We start from the raw sequence: 21,483 nt of genomic DNA, 5'->3' as shown, positions 1-21,483 counted from the left end.
ATTAGCGTATCTCACGAACTTGGCTCTTCCTTGGGTTCAGCACGTCAGAGCAAGGTCGTTCATAATGAATAAACTGAAGTCATTATTGTCTTGGATTAAATCAGGCTCTCCGTGGATATGGCTAACGGGTGGGGCGGTGAGCATCAGTATGCTTTCGGTTCTTGGCCTAATGCTGCTGATCGGCTGGAAGGGCTTAACCTATTTTTGGCCTGCTCCTTTGTACCAATGGCAAGTGGATTCCAAAGATGCATCGTTAGTTGTCGGCCTCGACGAAACGGTAGTAAAGCAAGATGTATTGATTGGCCAGTTATATGAACGAAAATACATCCCGATAGAGCAAGTCCCACAAGTACAAGACCTATTGTCGACTCAAAACCTGTCGACTGGGCTAATTCAGCGCTTAAGTATCAAAGTTGCCAACAGGGAGATTTATCCAGCGGACTTTGTTTCCATTTTGGATGTTAACTTACGTGAACCAACCACCCCACCTGACTGGGCTGTGATTGAGCGAAGTCGAGGTGGTTATTTCTTTGGTAAACCAGTGGGTTTTAAAACCACTTCTGGCACATTTGATTCGAACATAGACCAAAAGCTCGAGCAAGGCTTGGCGTTCGCTGATACGTTACGCAAAGAGACGTCGCGTGTTGTGAACCAAGAAATCCGCAATATCAGCTGGCAATTGGAAAACTTGCGTTTAGAAAAACGTAAGCTTGAACTCAATGAGTCAGTGAGCGATGAATACCTTAAAACCTATACTCAAACTAAATTGGAATTAAATCGCCAGTTGGCTGAAGCCGAAGTAAAGCTTGAGCATCTTAGAACACAGCTCAATGTCGAAAGCTTGTTGGTAGAAGATATGACAGGAGAGCAGGTTGAAATTTCGCTCAGTCATATTTTGGATTATTGGTACCCGAATAATATGTCTTATCTTGAAAAGGTTGGGCATTGGGGCAAACAAGTTTGGAAGTTCTTGTCGGAGAACCCACGAGACTCAAACTCTGAAGGCGGTGTGTTTCCTGCGATTTTTGGCACGGTACTGTTGGTTATTCTTATGTCGATTGTAGTAATGCCTCTTGGTGTGGTTGCTGCGATATATCTTCATGAATACGCAAAAAACAACGCACTAACACGTTTAATTCGTATCGCCGTAATTAACTTAGCGGGTGTACCGTCGATTGTGTATGGTGTCTTCGGCTTAGGATTCTTTGTGTATACCATCGGTGGTTCAATCGATTCTTTGTTTTACGCAGAACGGTTACCCGCTCCGACATTTGGTACGCCGGGTCTATTATGGTCCGCATTGACCTTGGCGGTATTAACATTACCCGTTGTTATTGTAACAACGGAAGAGGGCTTAACGCGTATCCCTAGCTCCGTGAGGCACGGTTCATTGGCGCTTGGCGCTACTCAATTTGAGACGCTTTGGCGCATTGTTTTACCAATGGCAAGCCCTGCGATTATCACGGGGTTGATATTGGCAATCGCGAGAGCTGCGGGGGAGGTGGCTCCATTAATGCTGGTGGGTGTTGTGAAGCTAGCATCAAGCTTACCTGTAGATGGTCAGTTCCCATATCTACACTTAGAGAGAAAGTTCATGCACTTAGGCTTCCATATCTACGATGTTGGTTTTCAAACATCTAATATCGAAGCGGCGCGCCCTTTAGTGTATGCGACTTCATTTTTATTGGTTACGGTTATCGTTGGACTGAATTTAACAGCCATTAATATCCGTAATAACTTGCGTGAAAAATACCGAACCTTAGGACAAGATTAAATGTTCTCGATTAATGAAACCTTGGGTTACCAAGCACCACTTGATGTTCACAACCTGAAGGATGAGCAAATTGCTATCTCGATTGAAGGGCTGAATCTTTATTATAAAGAGAGCCAAGCACTTGATGATATTTCAATGCAAATCCCAAAGGGACAGGTGACCGCGTTTATTGGCCCATCAGGGTGTGGTAAGTCGACTCTACTGCGCTGCATTAATCGCATGAACGATCTTGTTGAAGGTTGTAAGGTTTCCGGAAAAGTGAAGCTTCATGGCAAGAACGTCTATCACCCTAAGGTGGATGTCGCGACCTTACGACGCCGAGTCGGCATGGTGTTTCAACGTCCGAACCCTTTTCCTAAATCTATCTATGAGAATGTGGTTTATGGATTGAGGCTGCAAGGCGTGAGCAACAGCCGAGATCTTGATGATGCAGTTGAGCGCTCTCTGCGCGCCGCGGCGTTGTGGGATGAAGTCAAAGATCGTTTGCATGAGAACGCCTTTGGGTTATCGGGTGGTCAACAGCAGCGTTTAGTCATCGCTCGTGCGGTTGCCATCGAACCTGAAGTGCTGTTATTGGATGAGCCAACATCGGCACTCGATCCGATTTCGACATTGACGATTGAAGAGTTGATCAACGAACTTAAAACCCAATATACCGTTGTTATTGTTACTCATAACATGCAGCAGGCAGCTCGCGTGAGTGACCACACCGCTTTTATCCATATGGGTAAGTTGATCGAGTACTCAGATACTGATTCTATATTTACTTCGCCATTGAAAAATCAAACGGAAGACTACATTACAGGTAGATACGGCTAACGTTTAAGTTCGCGCTATCTAGAGCTAAGTCACTCTGAAATAAACGACTTTATTCATTTCTTTTAAGGAGCTGACATGCATTTTGGTCGCCACATCTCAGGACAGTTTAATGTCGAATTAGAATCTATCCGTACACACGTATTAACTATGGGTGGATTGGTAGAGCAGCAGTTGTCTTTTGCGATGCAAGCGCTTCATAAAGACGATGTTGAATTGGCCAAAAAAGTGATTCGTGATGACCATAAAGTGAATGCGATGGAAGTGTCGATTGATGAGGCGTGTACTCGTATTATTGCGAAGCGTCAGCCGACTGCCAAAGATCTGCGTTTGATTATGGCGATCATCAAAACCATTACTGATCTAGAACGTATTGGCGATGTAGCCTCTAAAATCGCACAGGGTGCGATTGAGATCCCTTCGACCAAAGAACAAAAGTTTCACGTCTCGTTAGAGCCATTGTGTCGTCAGGCAATTACTATGCTGCATCAAGTATTAGATGCGTTTGCTCGTATGGATGTAGATGCGGCGGCAGAAGTACATAAACTTGATGATAAGCTGGATGCGGAATATGAAGCTGTGATTCGTCAGTTGATGACGTACATGATGGAGGATCCTAAGAACATCCCCAATATCCTGCAAGTGATGTGGTCAGCTCGTGCGATTGAGCGAGTGGGAGATCGTTGCCAAAATATCTGTGAATACATTATTTACTTTGTGAAGGGTAAAGATGTACGCCACCTTGGTGATCAAAGCCTAGATGACGCACTGAAGTAGGTATTAACTTTAGAACCGAATAATTGCACCAAGGTTAAGGTTGATTGTTGTGTCGTAAGGCACAAAGGTCTTATTGTGATCAAAAATATTCATATCAACACCAGCACGTAGCCCAAGTATTGGTGTTGCTTGGTAAACGTAGGCTCCACCAAGACTTAATCCATGTGCTGTCTTCTCTTCAATTTCGCCGTTGCGCGTCTTTGTTCCGTCATAACTCGCTACACCAATCTCCGCCTGAAAGCCGTGGTTCTGGTTGCTTCCAAACATATTTTGAATACCAACGCGGTATGCATCGACAGTCTCATCGTATCGATCGCTGTCATACCATAGGTGAGAATAGCTCAGGTAAACCGCACCTAGATTCGCCACATCAGTAATGCCTGCTTGTATTCCAAAGCCATGATAAGAACCAATCTTTAGTTCAGGAGATAAGTGAAGACCATTTGAAAGTGCAGAGGTTGAGAATAAAGCTGAAGCTAAAAGCAGTGTTTTAAATTTCATGGTACCACCGAGGTAATTTTGCGCTCTCCTTAGCATTAGGTCGATCCATGCGTGAACCCAGTGAAATCACTGGCTAACGGTGATCATTATATGGGCTTTGAAAGAGCAGGCTAATTCGCATTGGTTATCTCTGTGATAATGCTTGCTTATCAGCAGGGGTGATCATTACACGTGATCTTTGGGTCTTACGTAGCCTTACAAAACGAGCTTGATAGAAGTGTCTAAACATAAGCTGATGTTCTGTAATGTATTTGTTTAAGGCACATGAGAAAAATAACGATAGTATCGATATAGCTCATTGATGCTCGCTATATTCTTACTTATCTTTAATTTATTCTTCTACTGAATTTTTCCCTTACATTTATTTTTAGGTAGATATCAGTATGAAGAAGTTTCTTTTCGTTGTGACTCCTCTTTTCGCGTTAACTGCGTGCGGCAGCGTTGCCATCATGGACAAATCAGATGCGGTTAATCAGCAGCCAGAACTCATGGTTAAAACCGATGGTGATTTTTGGGGGTTAGGACAAGAAGGGACGTTTGATATTGCAGGTATGTACCAAGGTAAATACAGCCGAAATTCATCAGGTTCAACATGGTTTGAGACTGTTTCATTTAAAGAGGGTGAGCTGGCTGCTGAAATCACGAGAGTCGATAATGGCCAAGTGTGGAACTTAGTCTGTTCTGGCGGTGGCACTTCAGTTAACTACATGGGTGTTGATTTTGGTGGCAATAAACCTTACCGCTGTTCTGTATCTCAAAGCAATGAGAATATAGGAGAGTTCGTTTTAGAGCCTCAATCTGGGATGATCAGTGTTAGCTTAGAAAAGAAAGAAGCTGGCTACATCCGAGTTGGGGCGAATAAATATGACGTAGAAACTGTCCATTCAAGTAAAGACCTTTTAATGTCGGTAGAAAAACCATTAGGGTATAGCTTTAAAAAAGCTTCTAAAGAATTAGCGGCTGCACAGACAAATGGAATGATAACGCTACAGATGTTACCTGAACTTAATGACGCTGAAAAAGACACATTAGTTATCGGTACTATTGCCAGCGCACTGAGCTGGCGTCCGGAAGAGTAAAATACAATATATAACTTTTAATCGAACTTACTTTTGTACTTGTTCTGATAAAACTTGCTCTATGAGTTTTGAAAGCCAATTTGTTAAAGGTGAGTTTCGATTTTTAATGTGTATATAACTATAGACCGGAGTTTTCAGCGTTTTTCCGTCGACTGAGACATCTATCCCGCGTAATGTCGGATAGTTTTCTACTGGGAAAAGGTTGGAATGGGGCATGTACATATCAGTATGTTGAATGACATCGATTAGAGCCATGACCAATTCGCTGCGAAAACCGATACGATGCTCGATGGAAAGGTCGGTTAGAATCTGAGACGCTAAGCTAAAATTGTCATTCCAACCTGGTGTTACTAAAGATGCGATTTCGTACCCTGCCATGTCATTTGGAGTCACGGTGTCTTGCTTTAAAGGGTGATCTTTCCTAACAAATATACGTCCTGTTAATTCAATGAGCTGCCTTGTATAGACTTCTTTACTTGTCTTTTCTCCTAAGTAGCTTACTCCAATCAAAACCTCATCTTTTTGTATATCTGAGACAGACGAGTTTGACCATGGAACAAGCTTTAGTTTAGCGTTTGGTGCTTGCGCTTTTATATCTTTAAAAAGTGAGCCAGACAGACAAGAAAGCACCACTGGAGATAGGGCTATTTTCAACGTGTAATCGATCTCTTTCGGATCAAAAGTGTTTGATGTATTAACCGCGATAGATAGACCGTCCATGAATGGTTTTATTTGATTGGTGAGCTGCTCTGAAAATGCCGTAGGTTGTAAGCCTCCATGAACCTTTACGAAAAGGTCATCGTTGAAGTGGTGTCTTAGCTTTTGTAGGGCTTGGCTAACCGCTGGCTGAGAAACGAATAAACGTTCCGCAGCCTTTCTGGTGTTTTTTTCTTGATAAACAATAAGAAATGTTCGTAACAGGTTTAAATCAAGAGAGCTGAATAAGTCTTTAGCCATATCTGTCCATGAAAATTTTCTGTGCTATTAACTCTAATATACGCCAGTCCGCTAGATTCGTCAGCGTGGTTCTCTGGATTTGTGTTAGTGACGATTCCCCTAAGCGGTGAGGGCAGCTCTCACATTGGATATCTTATTCGCATCAGTTACTGGTATCTGATAATCATCAACATCATTACTGCCCATTTGAGCGCTTGAATTGCTTTCCATTAGGCTGGGTCTTGTTGATTTTCCTGAAAGGTGAAGTGCAGGTACTTGGGTGGAGCTTTGAATTATTTTGGCATTCGTTGCGTTGACGCCTGCACCAGCCATGATATCGATTCTGCCATCGGCTTGTTTGACCATATCTGCGAGCACATTGATGCCTTGCTCTGCATTAATAGCAAGCCCTGACGTCAGGATTCTTTCACATCCAAGCTCAATAATCTGCTCTAACGCTACTTTATAATCCTGAAGCTGGTCGATTGCACGGTGGAAGGTGATTGCTAGTTTGAGTTGGTGAGCCTTGCTTGAGAGAATTTGCATTGCAGACATATCAATCTCACCATCAGGTGTTAGTACACCCAGAACGACGCCATTCAACCCTGCTCTCGCACAAGCTTCAATATCTTCCAGCATACAGAGTATATCGTCATAATCGAATATGAAGTCACCTTGTCTCGGTCGTATCATGGCATAAACTGGTACGGACGAAATTTTTGCCGCTTGCTTCATCATTCCGAAGCTTGGAGTTAACCCGCCAAGTGCTAATGAAGAGCAAAGCTCAATTCGATTCGCGCCACCAGATAGTGCGTTATATAGAGATTCTAAGTTATCGATACAGACTTCAATTTCGGTGTTCATCGTATTTATCCGTTCAAAAAGATACGGACGAAATCATAACAACCTAGATACGGATATGAATAGGTGGTAGCAGAGGAAAATAGGGGTAAAGTTTGTTCTTGTAACTGCCTCTATTAAATGTTGCAGAGGCGGTTTAGGTAGGTAATTGTCGTAGGAGAGAGATGAAAAAAGCCCGAAGCATTAACTTCGAGCTTTTAATAGGACTTTACTTCTTAACTGATTGGCGGTGCGCTTTGCGCTATTAGCTTATGCTTTATTTCTCTTTATAGAGAGTCTTCCAACCATTAACCCGCGTTGAGTTCGGGCTTAAGAGGTAATTACTTGCTTAGGTCGTCAGCGTGCTCAGATAGGAATGCAGCAACACCTTGTGGAGATGCGTCCATACCTGATTTACCTTCTTCCCATTGTGCAGGACATACTTCACCGTTCTTCTCGTGGAAGTTTAGTGCGTCTACCATGCGTAGCATTTCGTCGATGTTACGACCTAGTGGAAGATCGTTAACTACTTGGTGACGTACAAGGCCGTCTGCGTCGATTAGGAAAGAACCACGGAAAGCAACGCCTGCTTCTGGGTGCTCAACATCGTATGCTTTGCAGATTTCGTGCTTAACGTCAGCAATTAGAGGGTATTTAACTTGACCGATACCGCCGTCAGCGATAGCAGTGTTACGCCATGCGTTGTGAGAGAATTGAGAATCGATAGAAACACCGATTACTTCAACGCCTTTAGCTTGGAAATCTTCTAGACGGTTGTCGAAAGCGATTAGCTCTGAAGGACAAACGAAAGTGAAGTCTAGTGGGTAGAAGAAAACTACCGCTTTCTTACCTTTAGTGAATTCTGCGAAGTTGAAGTTATCAACGATCTCACCGTTACCTAGAACAGCTGCTGCAGTAAAGTCAGGGGCTTGACGACCTACTAGTACCATTTGGAATCTCCTAAAAAATTAGTTGGCCCAACACATCTTTGTTTGGGCTCCGTTTCTACGGGACAAACTATAGTACAATCGGTACTATAGAAAAAAGCGAATTAAATAGATTAAGTTAATCGAAAAAAGCGATAAGCTTATTCTTTGTCCGTTCCTTAGGTCAAATGACCTTCACTTAAGTTATCCTACTCATATTCCAAAGTAATTTCATGAATAAATGGCCAAGTCTTAAGCAACTTCACTATCTTGTTACTCTTCACGAAACTCGCCACTTTAGCGACGCTGCGGATCGCTGCTTCGTGAGTCAATCGACACTAAGTAAAGGCATTCAAAACCTGGAAGAACTCATTGGTTGTCCTCTCTATGAGAAGAAAGATAAAAAGAGCCCATTGGTTTTCACTCAAGCGGGTGAGCTGGTGGTTAAGCATGGTCGAGAGTTATTGGCGAAAGGGCAAGACTTGGTTGAGCTCGGAAATCTATGTAATGGAGACGCGATGCAAGGGCAGTTGCGAGTAGGGTGTATTCCAACTATTGCTCCATTCCTATTGTGCGATTTGGTACAAGAAGCGAACCAACGTTTTCCACAGTTGAACTTGTTGTTACGGGAAGACACGACCACTAACCTATTGGCTGCGTTGCGTCATGGTGAGTTGGATGTACTGATTCTGGCTTTGCCTGTCGATATCGACAACATGGAGAGCAAAGTTGTTGGGCAAGACCCTTTCAGAATGGTAATCAGCCGCAATCAAGCCGATGGTATTCGTGTTCCGATTAAATATGATGACCTGCCAGACGAATCTGTATTCTTGTTGGAGAACGAGCACTGCTTAACCGAGCACGCGGTATCAGCTTGTAAGCTAACCGACAAAGAGAAGATAAACCCGTTCACCGCCACAAGCCTACATACGTTGGTACAAATGGTGGCAAATGGTTTAGGAACCACCTTTATTCCACAAATGGCGATCGATCATGGTTTGTTGCAAAATCAGAATTTAGTGGTGATTGACCCTCCCGGTCAACAAGCTTATCGCGATATAGGCCTTGTATGGCGACCAAGCTCGTCACGTCTTGAAACCTTTCATCAGTTAGCTGATGTAGTCTCAGAATTGCTTTAAAAAACTAGAAAGTAAAATTCAAAAGAAAAAGAGCAGCTATTTGGCTGCTCTTTTTGTTTGTTTATTTGAGAAGAAAAACAAACAAATAGTGGCGTTAGAAGCTTATTTATCTATTTTACTATAACGTTAGATTTTGAAAAAACTCAGCAAGTCTTTTTGCTTAACAGCTAATGAAGAGAGTTCTTCACTTGCCTGTTTGCTCTGCTCAATTCCTGAAACATTTTGATGAACAATATCAAAGGTCAGAGAAACATTTTGTGAAATATCTTGTGTTACGCCAGATTGTTCTTCAGACGCTGTGGCTACTTGTGTGTTCATATCAGATATTAGTTGTACTGAGTCAGTGATAGAAGCGAATGCAGCACGAAGCTGTTCGCTATACTGTCTAGATTCTTCTGCTAACGAAAGATTGGATTGCATAAATTGGTTCGCATCTTTCGCTTGAGCCTGAAGGCGAGATATTATTTCTTGAATATCGACCGTTGATTGTTGTGTTTTAGCGGCAAGAGAACGAACTTCATCTGCAACTACCGCAAAGCCTCGGCCTTGCTCTCCCGCTCGAGCGGCTTCAATGGCTGCATTTAACGCAAGTAAGTTAGTTTGCTCAGAAATTGAATTGATCACTTCAATCACACTACCGATCTCTACCGAGTACTCTTGCAATTGATTAACGATGTTTGATGTTTCTTCGATCGAGTCTTCAACTTTTCGTGATATATCATCTGATGCATCGAGTGAAACACTGCCATCTTTGACATTTGTCGTTGCCCCAGTTGCAGCGCTCTCTGCGCTAGCTGCATTCTGGCTAACCTCACTCGCGGTACTAGAAAGTTCATTGATAGCAGTTGCGATTTGCTCCATTTGACTCAGTTCTTGCTGAGCATTTCCTTCTGTTTGGCTCATCACTGCGGTTAGCTCAACGGAGGCTGCTGAAACATTATCTGAAATTTGGTGGAAACCATCGATGATTCGACGTAGTTCCTGGCGCATTTCTAAAATGTTTGCGTATATACCGGTTTCTTTACCCGTAATTGGAATCTGCTTTGAAAGATCACCAGCGGCGACTTCGGCAACAATTGCTTGGATGTCACTTGGCTCTCCTCCAACGACTTTCCATACACTGCGGTAAATCGAAACGGCAATGCTAAGAGAAGCAGCGACAACGATAATTGAAAGAACGCCGAGTACAAATTGCGCGTTAGAGAATCGCTCGACCATATTAGGCCCGACAGAGTCTTGCTCTGACTTTGTTGATAGCTTTATCTCTTCAATTGTTTTTGCTGCATTAACACCAGCAAGATCAAGAGTCCCTGAAATGATGCCATTTCGCGTGTTTATAGTGTCAACGATCTTTGAAAATGTGTTGCGGTAAATTTTGAAGGCACTAGTGAAATCGTTTAAGTAGTTGATTTGTTCCATCGACATGAGTTGAGATTCGATTGTTTCTGCAAGTAGTGCGGCAGAGGCAAACTCTTTTTCAGCACGCTGAGCATCTTCTGTTTTATTGCTCGTCAGAAATTTAGAAGCGTACAATCTTGATAGCAATACATGCTGCTGAAGCTGTCCTGAACTGACAGCAACTTCTAAATCTTCTTCAGCTGAAGCCTGGGTCATTAGGTTAGTCACTGCCTCACGCATATTGACCCCTGATGGGTCTAAGGCCTCTTGAACTAGGTTGTTTCGAGTATTAACAAGTTGAACAACCTTGTTAAAGCCTTGGCTATATTGATCAAGCTGCTTCTTTATCGTTAGGAATTCATTTTTGTGTAGATCGTCAAGATGAGAGTCTAATATTTCATCTATCAATTGATTTGATGCGGTGATACGTCTATTCAGTTCAGAAGCATGTGACGGAATAGGGTTTTTAATATATTTAAGTGCAGATAAACGAGCTTCCAGTATATTGGCTTGGATTCGACCTGTTGAGACACTTGTTATTGCAAGAGAGCGGTAGGTGTTAAACCCATCACTCGATTGATAAAAACGTAATGAAGCAACGACTGAAATAACCAAAATTAGCGCGAGAATCACGCCAAAACCTAAGGACAGCAATTTCTTTAAACTCATAAATATCATTCCTAGTAAGGCAGCTTGTTTTTATTCTTAACAAATTCTTACATGATTCTAACGATAAATATATCAATAAATAGTATGTATCCACTATATTTTTATGTCTAAGAGTGATGGATAAATAGGTTGTTGATATTATTGGGTTTTGTAACTTGCCTCTCGGCTTTTCATAAAAATAGATGAGATTTTAGACGTGTCAGAATTTAGATATGTTAAGAGCCTCAGGTTCAAAGGCTCTAAGGATTATCGTGAGTAATACAAACGGACTAACTTTCGACCTCTTCCGGTTCCGCTTCTTCTTGTAGCTCTAGCAGGTTAATGGCTATCGTAACGAAATCGCTGTCTGTAATGATGCCCACGAGTTCGTGGTTCTCTACGACAGGTAAACAGCCCACTTTGTGTTTCTGCATATAAACAGCAGACTCTTTTAGTCCTGCGCGCGGCTCTACAGACATAACACTCTTGTGCATGATGTCATTGAGTGGTGTTGCAAGAGTATAGGATTGAGCTTGTGGGATGTTTTGTAGGCTAGATTCTTGAGCGGCAAGAACGTCTCGCTGTGTGACGACGCCAAGTAGTTGTCTGTCGGCATCAACAACCGGAATATGGCGGATATCAAGCGCTTCCATCATGTGCTTTGCATCGGCCAGTGAGTGTGAGCGCAATAGGGTATGAGGGTTGCGAGTCATCATATCTTCAACCTTGATCATACAGACCTCCTTCTTTTTTATTTGTTGCTATTACTATAGTTTTTTATCCAAAAAATAACTGAGATCTAACGCATTTTTGGGTGAGTTTCATGCAACTAATTTTGGCTTTTTTATGAGGGGGAGTGGTCGTATTATTTTACGACTCTTTACAATAATCCAATGCTGTAAACCTTGCTATTGCGGCTCGTGTGCCTATACTAGCCCACTGCGAAATTTTTAGTCATGTTTACGATGTGTTTCTGGTAACGATTTACTTACCGAAACGATTGTTCGGCAACTTCGACTTAATATTCGTCAACGGCATTAATATCATCAACTAAGACAAGACTCGACACATGCAAGTTTCAGATTTTCACTTTGACCTACCAGATGAACTCATTGCTCGCTACCCTCAAGAGGAGCGCACAGCAAGCCGCCTACTTAAATTAGATGGCAACAATGGCAACCTAGCTGATGGTTCGTTTAAAGACGTTTTAGACTTGGTTGAGCCAGGCGATCTTGTTGTTTTTAATAACACTCGCGTGATTCCTGCTCGTGTATTCGGTCGCAAGGCATCAGGCGGTAAGCTTGAAGTGTTGGTTGAACGTATGCTGGATGAGAAAAGCATTCTTGCGCATGTTCGTTGTTCTAAATCACCGAAACCGGGTACCAAATTGTTCCTTGGTGAGAACGATGAGTATGAAGCTGAAATGGTGGCACGTCATGATGCGTTATTTGAAATCCATTTCACATCCGATCAAAGCGTTTTAGAGATTCTTAACAGTGTTGGTCACATGCCACTGCCTCCTTACATCGATCGTCCAGATGAAGACGCCGATAAAGAGCGCTACCAAACTGTCTATAATGAAAAGCCGGGTGCGGTTGCTGCGCCAACAGCAGGCCTTCACTTTGATGATAAGCTAATGGCTGACATGAAAGAAAAAGGTGTTGAGTTTGCTTACGTGACACTTCACGTTGGTGCTGGTACGTTCCAGCCAGTAAAAGTCGATAATATCAATGACCACCACATGCATGCTGAGTACGTTGAAGTACCGCAAGAAGTGGTGGATGCCGTAGCTGCTGCAAAAGCACGTGGCGGGCGTATTATTGCCGTTGGTACAACCTCTGTGCGTTCACTAGAAAGTGCGGCTCAAGATGCATTGAAAAATGGCACTGAGTTAGTTCCTTTCTTTGGTGACACAGAAATCTTCATCTTCCCTGGTTATGAATATCAGCTGGTGGATTGCTTGATTACCAACTTCCACTTACCAGAATCAACGCTGATTATGTTGGTGAGTGCATTTGCTGGCTACGACAATGTGATGGGCGCATACGATCACGCAGTGAAGAGCGAATACCGTTTCTTCAGCTACGGTGATGCGATGTTCATCAATAAGAAAACGAGCTAATTTTAGCTGGTTATAAACGATATAAGCAGAATTTACGGGTGCTAGCAGTAAGCTAGGAGTCGGGCAGGGTGTCTGTCTAATCTCTCGCAAGGAATACGCGACCGCTCCTCATAGAACCCACTAGACTGAACTTTTGTTTGGCCTAAGGTTCTGAATTAACAGTCAGATTGTTTCTCTGGCATATTGGAGGCTTCGTGAAATTAAAATACGAACTTAAAAAAACTAATAGCGGCGCACGTCGTGGTCAACTTCAGTTTGAACGCGGTACCGTTGAAACCCCAGCATTCATGCCTGTAGGTACTTACGGTACGGTTAAAGGCATGACACCTGAAGAAGTAAAAGACACAGGTGCTGAAATCCTATTAGGTAATACATTCCACCTATGGCTACGTCCTGGTCAAGAAATCATGAAACTGCACGGTGATTTGCACGATTTCATGAACTGGAAAGGTCCTATCTTGACTGATTCAGGTGGCTTCCAAGTATTCAGCCTAGGTGCAACGCGTAAAATCACTGAAGAGGGTGTTCATTTCCGTAACCCTGTAAACGGTGACAAGATTTTCATGGACGCTGAGAAGTCGATGGAAATCCAAAAGGATCTAGGTTCAGACATTGTAATGATCTTTGACGAATGTACGCCTTATCCTGCAACTCACAAAGAAGCTAAAGACTCAATGGAGATGTCTCTTCGTTGGGCTCAGCGTTCACGCGATCACTTTGATAAGCAAGAAAACCCGAACTCACTATTCGGTATCGTTCAAGGTGGCGTATACGAAGACCTTCGTGATGTATCCGTTAAAGGCCTAACAGAAATTGGCTTTGACGGTTACGCAGTAGGTGGTCTAGCAGTAGGTGAACCAAAAGAAGATATGCACCGCATTCTTGAGCACACATGTCCTCAACTGCCTGAAGATAAGCCTCGTTACCTAATGGGTGTAGGCAAACCTGAAGACTTGGTTGAAGGTGTTCGTCGCGGTATCGATATGTTTGACTGTGTTATGCCAACGCGAAATGCACGTAATGGCCACCTGTTTGTAACGGAAGGTGTGATCAAGATCCGTAATGCGAAGCATAAAACCGATACAACACCACTAGATTCAGATTGTGACTGTTACACTTGTAAGAACTACAGCAAGTCGTACTTACACCATTTGGATCGTTGTAACGAAATCCTAGGTGCTCGACTGAACACGATTCACAACCTGCGTTTCTACCAACGAGTAATGTCAGACATTCGTCAGTCTATCGATGAAGACCGCTTTGAAGAGTTCGTTGCAGAGTTCTACGCAAGAATGGGGCGTGAAGTGCCACCACTAGGTAAAGAATCTTAGTATTTCTTTTTTGCGAGCCCTATCTCTCTTCCGAGTGATGGGGCTTGAAAATAAAGGGATACGACCCAATTAGACAAACAATTACGAAAATATAATAGAGGATGTTTTAAATGTTTATTTCTCAAGCTCACGCAGCAGCAGAAGGTGCACCAGCAGGCGGCGGTTTCGAAATGCTTATCATGCTAGGTATGTTCGCTGTGATCTTCTACTTCATGATCTACCGTCCACAAGCTAAGCGTGTTAAAGAGCACAAGAGCCTTATGTCTTCTATGGGCAAAGGTGATGAAGTTCTTACAAGCGGCGGCCTAATCGGCAAGATCACTAAGATTGCTGAAGACAGCGACTACGTTGCTATCGAACTGAACGCAAACAACGAAGTCGTTATCAAGAAAGACTTCGTTACAGCAGTGCTACCAAAAGGTACTCTGAAATCACTATAAACAGCTAGAGGATCCTCGCTGTGCTAAACCGTTATCCGTTATGGAAGTATTTGATGGTGATGTTTGCCATCGCTATCGCTGCGTTGTACGCACTTCCAAATATATACGGTGAAGATCCGGCAGTTCAAGTTACAGGGGCGCGTGGCGCCTCTGTAGATCTGTCTACGCTGGATGCTGTCACCAATGCTCTTGAAGCAGAAAACCTTTCTACTAAATCCGTTGCTCTCGAAAACGGTTCCATTCTTGTTCGATTTAACGATACAGATACGCAAATCAGTGCCCGTGATATCATCACAGAAGCACTCGGTGATGACGTTATCGTAGCTTTAAACCTAGCGGCTTCAACTCCTGATTGGCTTGAATCTATTGGTGCTGCACCAATGAAACTGGGTCTTGATCTACGTGGTGGTGTTCACTTCTTAATGGAAGTGGATATGGACGCTGCGATGCAAAAACTGGTTGGCCAACAAGAAGAAGCGTTCCGCAGTGAACTTCGTGAAGAGAAAATCCGCTACCGTGCTATTCGCCCATCGGGTAAAGATGCGGTTGAAGTGATTCTGCGTAACGAAGAGCAGCTTGCTGAAGCGAAATCGCTTCTGCAATCTAAGCACCAAGATATGACGTTCGTAGATTCAGAATCTAACGGTCGTTTCTCTTTGATTGCTAACTTCACTGAAACTCGTCTTCAAGAAATCCGCAATTATGCGGTAGAGCAAAACATTACTATTCTACGTAACCGTGTTAACGAACTTGGTGTTGCTGAGCCTTTGGTTCAACGTCAAGGTGCTAGCCGTATCGTAGTGGAATTGCCAGGTGTTCAAGACACGGCTCGTGCTAAAGAAATTTTAGGCGCAACCGCGACTCTTGAATTCCGTGAAGTGGACAGCAGTGCCGATTTGGCCGCTGCAGCTTCTGGCCGTGCTCCTGCTGGTAGTGAAATCAAGCAAGACCGTGATGGTCGTCCTGTAGTACTTAAGAAACGCGTTATCTTAGGCGGTTCTAGCATTACAGATGCAAGCTCAAGTGTTGATGAATATGGTCGCCCACAAGTTAACATCTCGCTAGACAGCGAAGGTGGTAGCAAGATGTCTACATTCTCTCGTCAAAATATCGGTAAGCTAATGGCAACCGTATTTGCAGAGTATAAAGATAGCGGTCGTAAAACACCTGAAGGCCGAGTGATCCTAAGTAAGCACGAAGAAGTGATTAACCAAGCGACGATTCAATCTGCGCTTGGCCGTAACTTCCGTATTACAGGTATCGACTCAACGGCTGAAGCTCATAACTTGGCACTTCTACTACGTGCAGGTGCATTGATTGCGCCTATCTCGATTGTAGAAGAACGTACGATTGGTCCATCTATGGGTCAACAAAACATCGATATGGGTATCATGGCGATGGTTTGGGGTATGGCTGCAGTAATGCTGTTTACACTGCTTTACTACCGTACTTTCGGTTTGATTGCGAACGTCGCTCTGATGGCTAACTTGGTGTTGATTATTGGTGTGATGTCGATGATTCCTGGCGCGACAATGACGCTACCAGGCATTGCCGGTATCGTATTGACGGTCGGTATGGCAGTCGATGCCAACGTTCTTATCTTTGAGCGTATACGTGAAGAACTTCGAGATGGACGTAGTCCACAACAAGCGATTCACCAAGGTTATGCAAACGCATTTAGTACAATCGCCGATGCCAACATCACCACACTACTAACAGCAATCATTCTATTTGCTGTCGGTACAGGTGCGATTAAAGGCTTTGCGGTAACGTTATCAATCGGTATCTTGACTTCAATGTTTACAGCTATTATCGGAACACGTTGTATCGTGAACCTGATGTATGGCGGCAAACGCGTTAAGAAACTGTCGATCTAAGGCTAGGAATTAATATGTTTCAGATTCTAAAAGCAGACAAAATGATCGACTTCATGCGTTGGTCAAAGGTTGCCTTTTTATTCTCAATCTTGATGATTGGTACGGCTATCTTCACCCTAACAACGAAATCGTTGAATTGGGGTCTAGATTTTACCGGCGGTACTCTGATTGAAGTGGGCTTTGAGGAGCCAGCAAACCTACCTGACATTCGAAGCGCATTAGAAGCTGAAGGCTTTGGTGATGCTACGGTTCAGAACTTTGGTTCTGCGCGTGAGGTAATGGTTCGTCTACGTCCACGTGATGGTGTTGCGGGCGAAACGCTTGGTAACCAAATCCTGTCTGCAATTAAAGATGGTACTGGTGAGCAAGTTGAGATGCGTCGTATCGAGTTCGTTGGTCCTAACGTAGGTGACGAATTAACAGAAGCTGGTGGCCTTGCTATCCTTGTTTCTCTTATCTGTATCTTGATCTACGTATCAGTGCGATTTGAATGGCGATTAGCTGCAGGTGCTGTATTAGCCCTAGCGCACGACGTTATCATCACACTAGGTGTGTTCTCTCTAATGCAAATTGAGGTCGACCTTACCATCGTAGCAGCCTTGCTAACGGTAGTCGGTTACTCCCTTAACGATACCATCGTGGTATTTGACCGTATTCGTGAGAACTTCCGTAAGATGCGTAAAGGCGAGGCACCTGAAGTGCTGAACAGCTCAATCACACAAACATTGAGCCGTACATTGATCACTTCTGGTACAACGTTATTCGTAGTTATCGCACTGTTCGTTCAGGGCGGCGCTATGATTCACGGCTTTGCGACTGCACTTCTACTGGGTATTACCGTTGGTACTTACTCTTCTATCTACGTTGCATCTGCACTAGCTATGAAGTTGGGTATTACGCGTGAACACCTAATGCCACCACAAGTGGATAAAGAAGGTGAAGAGTTTGACGAAATGCCTTAGGCCACGGCTTAACAACTTTCGCTAAACCAAAAAAACCGCTGGGCAACTAGCGGTTTTTTTATGTCTGTATATTGTGGGTTAGCTTTTGGAACCGACTGAACATTGTCGTATTTACCAATACCAATACCAAGTGCCAAAGTCACTATCTAGTGACGATCTAAATACAGCCGACAGAGCAGTGATTTGTGTTCACTGTAACTAACCGACATTTTGGTCGTATCTCGTATCGCGGATACAAAAAAGCCTCGCAATAGCGAGGCTTTGAAAATCTTCTGCTCTTAACTAGAGAGCATTAACGCAAGGTCTGAATTACTTCAGCATACCTTCGTTAGAGTTCTCACGAACGTGCTTAAGAATAGACTTAACACCACGTGCGCTTGAAGCAACAACATTACCAGAGGTCATGTAATCAGTGCCGCCAGCAAAGTCAGTCATGATAGCACCAGCTTCACGAGCGATTAGATCGCCAGCTGCTAGATCCCATGGCTTAAGGCCTAGTTCTAGGTAACCGTCAACACGGCCAGCCGCTAGGTAACATAGGTCAAGAGCTGGAGAACCAGTACGACGGAAATCAGCACAATCAACGAATAGACCAGAGATGATCTTCATGAAAGATTCAGAGTGTTGTTTTTGCTTGAATGGGAAACCAGTCGCTAGAACAGTACCTTGAAGGTCTTTTAGTTGAGTAACACGCATACGAGCGTTGTTAAGTTGAGCGCCAGCGCCACGTTGAGCTGTGAATAGCTCGTTTAGCATTGGGTCATAAACACAAGCAACTTCTGTACGACCGTTCATGCGAACAGCGATAGATACTGAGAAGTGAGGGAAACCTTTTACAAAGTTGTTGGTGCCATCTAGTGGGTCAACGATCCATTGTACGTCAGAATCTTTACCTTCAGTTAGGCCTGACTCTTCAGAAATAATGCTGTGCTCTGGGTAAGATGATTTGATTGTCTCAATGATCATGTACTCAGCTTCTTGAGCAATGTTAGTAACGTAATCATTGTTACCTTTTAGAGACGATTCGATCTTATCAGTTGTTTCTAGAGATTTAGCAATATGGTTGCCAGCTTTACGCGCAGCGCGTATCGCAATGTTTAGCATTGGATGCATATGGTTTTTCCCACAAGATGTTAAAGAACAGTTTAAAGCGGCGGCGAGTATACCAAAGTTTCCCCAAAAGGGAAGTGGTTATTTTTTGAACTCTTGATTTCACATTCCGAGAAGGGTCTGACCATTTTACTTAGCTATGTGTTAATATCTCGCGATTATTTTTAAAGTGGTGTCATATAGCATGTTAGACAATGTAAAAGTCGTTCTGGTTGGTACGTCTCATTCGGGAAATATCGGATCAGCAGCTCGCGCAATGAAAGTGATGGGTTTGAGTCAGTTAGTTCTTGTAGACCCTCAATGTGAAGTTGACGAGCAGACCTTAGCACTGGCTGCGGGTGCAGGTGACATCGCGGAAAACGCGACCATCGTTTCTACACTGGATGAAGCAGTAAAAGACTGTGGTTTGGTGGTTGGTTCGAGTGCTCGCTCTCGTACGCTTGAATGGCCAATGCTTGAGCCGCGTGAATGTGGACAAAAATTTGCAGTTGAAGGTCAAAAGCACCCTGTAGCGTTAGTGTTCGGCCGTGAGCGTACAGGCTTAACCAATGATGAACTTCAGAAGTGTCATTTCCATGTATGTATTCCTGCAAACCCCGAATACAGCTCACTAAACCTAGCAATGGCAGTACAGACTCTTAGCTATGAAGTGCGTGTAGCACACCTTGATATGGTGGCGAGCCAGTACCAGCCGCAGCAACAAGATGAGTACCCTCGTCACGAAGAACTAGAAATGTTCTATGAGCACCTTGAAAAAGTGATCATTGATACCCAATTTATCTCTATGGCTAAGCCGGGTCAGGTGATGAATAAGCTACGTCGTTTGTTCAGTCGAGCTCGTCCAGAGCTGCAAGAGATCAACACTCTACGCGGCATTTTGACTTCAATTGAGAAGAGCAAAAACGACAAATAAAGCCCATGCAAACCTTAAGGGTGAATACCTGACTAAAATAGTCAACTAAATACTTGACCAATTTAGTCGGGTATGGGAAAATTCCAACCACATAAACAATGTGGATACGGTGTGATATGAAACTTACATCTAAAGGAAGATATGCGGTAACAGCTATGCTAGATGTAGCACTGCATTCGCAAAAAAGCCCAGTTCCTCTGGCTGATATTTCAGAGCGACAAGGCATCTCGTTATCTTACTTAGAACAACTTTTTTCTAAGTTACGTAAAGCTGGCTTGGTTGCTAGTGTTCGTGGTCCTGGCGGTGGTTACCGTTTAGGTGCTGAAGCGGGCGACATCGCTGTCGGAACTGTAATTGCTGCAGTTGACGAATCAGTCGATGCAACTAAGTGTCACGGTCGAGCAGATTGCCAAGGCGGTACTCGTTGTTTAACTCACACTTTATGGCGTGATTTAAGCTCCCGAATCAGCAGCTTCTTAAACGACATTACGCTCGGTGAGCTAATGAAAGATAACGAAGTTTTAGAGATTTCTGATCGTCAAGATATCGATCTTGCGGTTAATAATGGTTTTGCACATAAAAATACGAGCACTACAACGATTAGTGCAGCACCTCACGGTGTTAATGCCCGCTCTTAGCGGTCAGTTTTTACATTGGAGTAGAAAATGAAACTGCCTATTTACTTTGACTATTCAGCTACATGCCCAGTCGATCCACGTGTTGCTGAAAAAATGGTTCAGTGCATGACGATGGACGGTAACTTCGGTAACCCTGCATCTCGTTCACACCGTTACGGCTGGCAGGCAGAAGAATCAGTAGATAATGCTCGTGAGCAAATTGCCGATCTACTAAATGCAGACCCACGTGAGATTGTTTTCACGTCAGGTGCTACAGAGTCAGATAACCTTGCTATCAAAGGTGCTGCGCACTTTTACGAGAAGAAAGGTAAGCACGTAATCACGTGCAAAACAGAACACAAAGCGGTTCTTGATCCATGTCGCCAATTAGAGCGTGAAGGTTTTGAGGTGACATACCTTGAGCCAGAAGCAAACGGCATCATTGATCTAGACAAGCTACAAGCTGCAATGCGTGAAGATACTGTTCTAGTTTCTATCATGCACGTAAACAACGAGATTGGTGTAATCCAAGATATCGGTGCAATCGGCGAATTATGTCGTGCACGCAAGATCATCTTCCACGTTGATGCGGCGCAGTCTGCGGGTAAAATCCCACTAGACGTAAAAGAGATGAAAGTTGATCTTATCTCTATGTCTGCACACAAAGCATACGGCCCTAAAGGCATCGGTGCTTTGTACGTTCGTCGTAAGCCACGTATTCGCCTTGAAGCGCAAATGCACGGTGGCGGTCATGAACGTGGTTTCCGTTCTGGTACGCTTGCTACTCACCAAATCGTGGGTATGGGCGAAGCGTTTGCTATCGCTAAGCAAGACATGCAGAAAGATTACGATCACGCACTAGCACTTCGTGAGCGCCTATTGAAAGGTGTTCAAGATCTAGAAGCAGTAACCGTAAACGGCGACTTAGACCAACGTGTACCACACAACCTAAACGTGAGCTTTGCTTTTGTTGAAGGTGAATCTCTGCTTATGTCTCTAAAAGACCTAGCAGTATCATCAGGTTCTGCATGTACATCAGCAAGCCTAGAGCCTTCATACGTTTTACGTGCTCTTGGTCTGAACGATGAACTGGCACACAGCTCAGTACGTTTCTCATTCGGCCGTTTTACAACGGAAGAAGAAATCGACTACGCGATTGCACAAATTCGTGTAGCGGTAAATAAATTACGCGACATGTCTCCTCTATGGGATATGTATAAAGAAGGGATTGATTTGAACACTGTTGAGTGGGCTCATCACTAATCTCACGGAAATAG

At 43.7% G+C, this 21,483-nt stretch carries 20 protein-coding genes; 13 read left to right on the top strand and 7 right to left on the bottom strand.

Features of this window, described 5'->3' with window-relative positions; all coding sequences use genetic code 11:
- The first annotated feature begins 64 nt into the window (after positions 1–64).
- The 3 genes from pstA to phoU all read left to right on the top strand — a co-directional run bounded on the left by pstA (position 65) and on the right by phoU (position 3,367).
- On the top strand, positions 65–1,774 hold the full coding sequence (pstA, locus tag AB6D07_RS14920) for a phosphate ABC transporter permease PstA (RefSeq protein ID WP_009848268.1): 1,710 nt from the start codon (positions 65–67) through the stop codon (positions 1,772–1,774).
- Positions 1,775–2,593: a phosphate ABC transporter ATP-binding protein PstB gene (gene pstB, locus AB6D07_RS14915; RefSeq protein ID WP_004735071.1), complete on the top strand. Its 819-nt coding sequence runs from the start codon at positions 1,775–1,777 to the stop codon at positions 2,591–2,593. It begins immediately after the preceding gene.
- Positions 2,594–2,668: 75 nt separating this feature from the next.
- Entirely contained in the window at positions 2,669–3,367 is a 699-nt protein-coding gene (phoU, locus tag AB6D07_RS14910; RefSeq protein ID WP_009848270.1) for a phosphate signaling complex protein PhoU, read from the top strand.
- Positions 3,368–3,376: 9 nt separating this feature from the next.
- Here the strand turns inward: phoU and AB6D07_RS14905 are convergent, their stop codons facing one another.
- Positions 3,377–3,868, bottom strand: a complete 492-nt coding sequence (locus AB6D07_RS14905; RefSeq protein WP_029222943.1) for a hypothetical protein — start codon at positions 3,866–3,868, stop codon at positions 3,377–3,379.
- A 383-nt stretch (positions 3,869–4,251) separates the two neighbouring features.
- On the opposite strand from AB6D07_RS14905, the gene AB6D07_RS14900 reads away from it, so the two are divergent.
- Complete coding sequence (locus tag AB6D07_RS14900) at positions 4,252–4,947, top strand: hypothetical protein (protein ID WP_017103112.1); 696 nt, start codon at positions 4,252–4,254, stop codon at positions 4,945–4,947.
- A gap of 27 nt (positions 4,948–4,974) precedes the next feature.
- On the opposite strand, the gene AB6D07_RS14895 is transcribed toward AB6D07_RS14900, so the two are convergent.
- The 3 genes from AB6D07_RS14895 to AB6D07_RS14885 form a co-directional block, all read right to left on the bottom strand.
- A complete protein-coding gene (locus AB6D07_RS14895; RefSeq protein WP_017103111.1) occupies positions 4,975–5,904 on the bottom strand; it encodes a LysR family transcriptional regulator in 930 nt (309 codons plus the stop codon).
- A 99-nt stretch (positions 5,905–6,003) separates the two neighbouring features.
- Positions 6,004–6,747, bottom strand: coding sequence for a copper homeostasis protein CutC (locus AB6D07_RS14890; RefSeq protein ID WP_017103110.1), 744 nt, complete (start codon positions 6,745–6,747; stop codon positions 6,004–6,006).
- Positions 6,748–7,064: 317 nt separating this feature from the next.
- Positions 7,065–7,673, bottom strand: coding sequence for a peroxiredoxin C (locus AB6D07_RS14885; RefSeq protein WP_009848275.1), 609 nt, complete (start codon positions 7,671–7,673; stop codon positions 7,065–7,067).
- Between the two features lie 209 nt (positions 7,674–7,882).
- Here AB6D07_RS14885 and AB6D07_RS14880 point away from each other — a divergent pair, with 209 nt between their 5' ends.
- Positions 7,883–8,788, top strand: coding sequence for a hydrogen peroxide-inducible genes activator (locus AB6D07_RS14880; RefSeq protein WP_009848276.1), 906 nt, complete (start codon positions 7,883–7,885; stop codon positions 8,786–8,788).
- A gap of 126 nt (positions 8,789–8,914) precedes the next feature.
- On the opposite strand, the gene AB6D07_RS14875 is transcribed toward AB6D07_RS14880, so the two are convergent.
- Together AB6D07_RS14875 and AB6D07_RS14870 are read right to left on the bottom strand one after the other, a co-directional pair.
- On the bottom strand, positions 8,915–10,855 hold the full coding sequence (locus AB6D07_RS14875; RefSeq protein ID WP_017103109.1) for a methyl-accepting chemotaxis protein: 1,941 nt from the start codon (positions 10,853–10,855) through the stop codon (positions 8,915–8,917).
- 269 nt (positions 10,856–11,124) lie between these two features.
- On the bottom strand, positions 11,125–11,568 hold the full coding sequence (locus AB6D07_RS14870; RefSeq protein ID WP_009848278.1) for a CBS domain-containing protein: 444 nt from the start codon (positions 11,566–11,568) through the stop codon (positions 11,125–11,127).
- 335 nt (positions 11,569–11,903) lie between these two features.
- Between AB6D07_RS14870 and queA the strand changes: the two genes are divergently transcribed.
- The 5 genes from queA (at position 11,904) to secF (ending at position 17,566) form a co-directional block, all read left to right on the top strand.
- On the top strand, positions 11,904–12,956 hold the full coding sequence (gene queA / locus AB6D07_RS14865; protein ID WP_017099581.1) for a tRNA preQ1(34) S-adenosylmethionine ribosyltransferase-isomerase QueA: 1,053 nt from the start codon (positions 11,904–11,906) through the stop codon (positions 12,954–12,956).
- A 194-nt stretch (positions 12,957–13,150) separates the two neighbouring features.
- Positions 13,151–14,287 (top strand): tRNA guanosine(34) transglycosylase Tgt, encoded by a 1,137-nt coding sequence (tgt, locus tag AB6D07_RS14860; protein ID WP_009848280.1) that lies wholly within the window; start codon positions 13,151–13,153, stop codon positions 14,285–14,287.
- 110 nt (positions 14,288–14,397) lie between these two features.
- Entirely contained in the window at positions 14,398–14,727 is a 330-nt protein-coding gene (yajC, locus tag AB6D07_RS14855; protein WP_009848281.1) for a preprotein translocase subunit YajC, read from the top strand.
- A gap of 20 nt (positions 14,728–14,747) precedes the next feature.
- On the top strand, positions 14,748–16,604 hold the full coding sequence (gene secD / locus AB6D07_RS14850; protein ID WP_009848282.1) for a protein translocase subunit SecD: 1,857 nt from the start codon (positions 14,748–14,750) through the stop codon (positions 16,602–16,604).
- 14 nt (positions 16,605–16,618) lie between these two features.
- Entirely contained in the window at positions 16,619–17,566 is a 948-nt protein-coding gene (gene secF, locus AB6D07_RS14845; RefSeq protein ID WP_012603308.1) for a protein translocase subunit SecF, read from the top strand.
- A 309-nt stretch (positions 17,567–17,875) separates the two neighbouring features.
- Here secF and suhB read toward each other — a convergent pair whose 3' ends face one another.
- Entirely contained in the window at positions 17,876–18,679 is an 804-nt protein-coding gene (gene suhB, locus AB6D07_RS14840; protein ID WP_009848284.1) for an inositol-1-monophosphatase, read from the bottom strand.
- A gap of 181 nt (positions 18,680–18,860) precedes the next feature.
- Here suhB and trmJ point away from each other — a divergent pair, with 181 nt between their 5' ends.
- From trmJ to AB6D07_RS14825, 3 genes are all read left to right on the top strand, one after another.
- Positions 18,861–19,589 (top strand): tRNA (cytosine(32)/uridine(32)-2'-O)-methyltransferase TrmJ, encoded by a 729-nt coding sequence (gene trmJ, locus AB6D07_RS14835; protein WP_017099583.1) that lies wholly within the window; start codon positions 18,861–18,863, stop codon positions 19,587–19,589.
- Positions 19,590–19,705: 116 nt separating this feature from the next.
- Positions 19,706–20,227 carry a Fe-S cluster assembly transcriptional regulator IscR gene (iscR, locus tag AB6D07_RS14830; RefSeq protein ID WP_017099584.1) on the top strand — a complete coding sequence of 174 codons (522 nt, stop codon included), beginning with the start codon at positions 19,706–19,708 and terminating at the stop codon, positions 20,225–20,227.
- Between the two features lie 27 nt (positions 20,228–20,254).
- Positions 20,255–21,469 (top strand): IscS subfamily cysteine desulfurase, encoded by a 1,215-nt coding sequence (locus AB6D07_RS14825; RefSeq protein ID WP_009848287.1) that lies wholly within the window; start codon positions 20,255–20,257, stop codon positions 21,467–21,469.
- Positions 21,470–21,483 lie beyond the last annotated feature (14 nt).

It is taken from the genome of Vibrio sp. 10N.239.312.C11, from assembly GCF_041466065.1.
GTDB classification, from domain to species: Bacteria; Pseudomonadota; Gammaproteobacteria; order Enterobacterales; family Vibrionaceae; genus Vibrio; species Vibrio tasmaniensis_A.
Note: the sequence above shows the minus strand (reverse complement) of the source record. Positions and strands in the feature narration are given on the sequence as shown.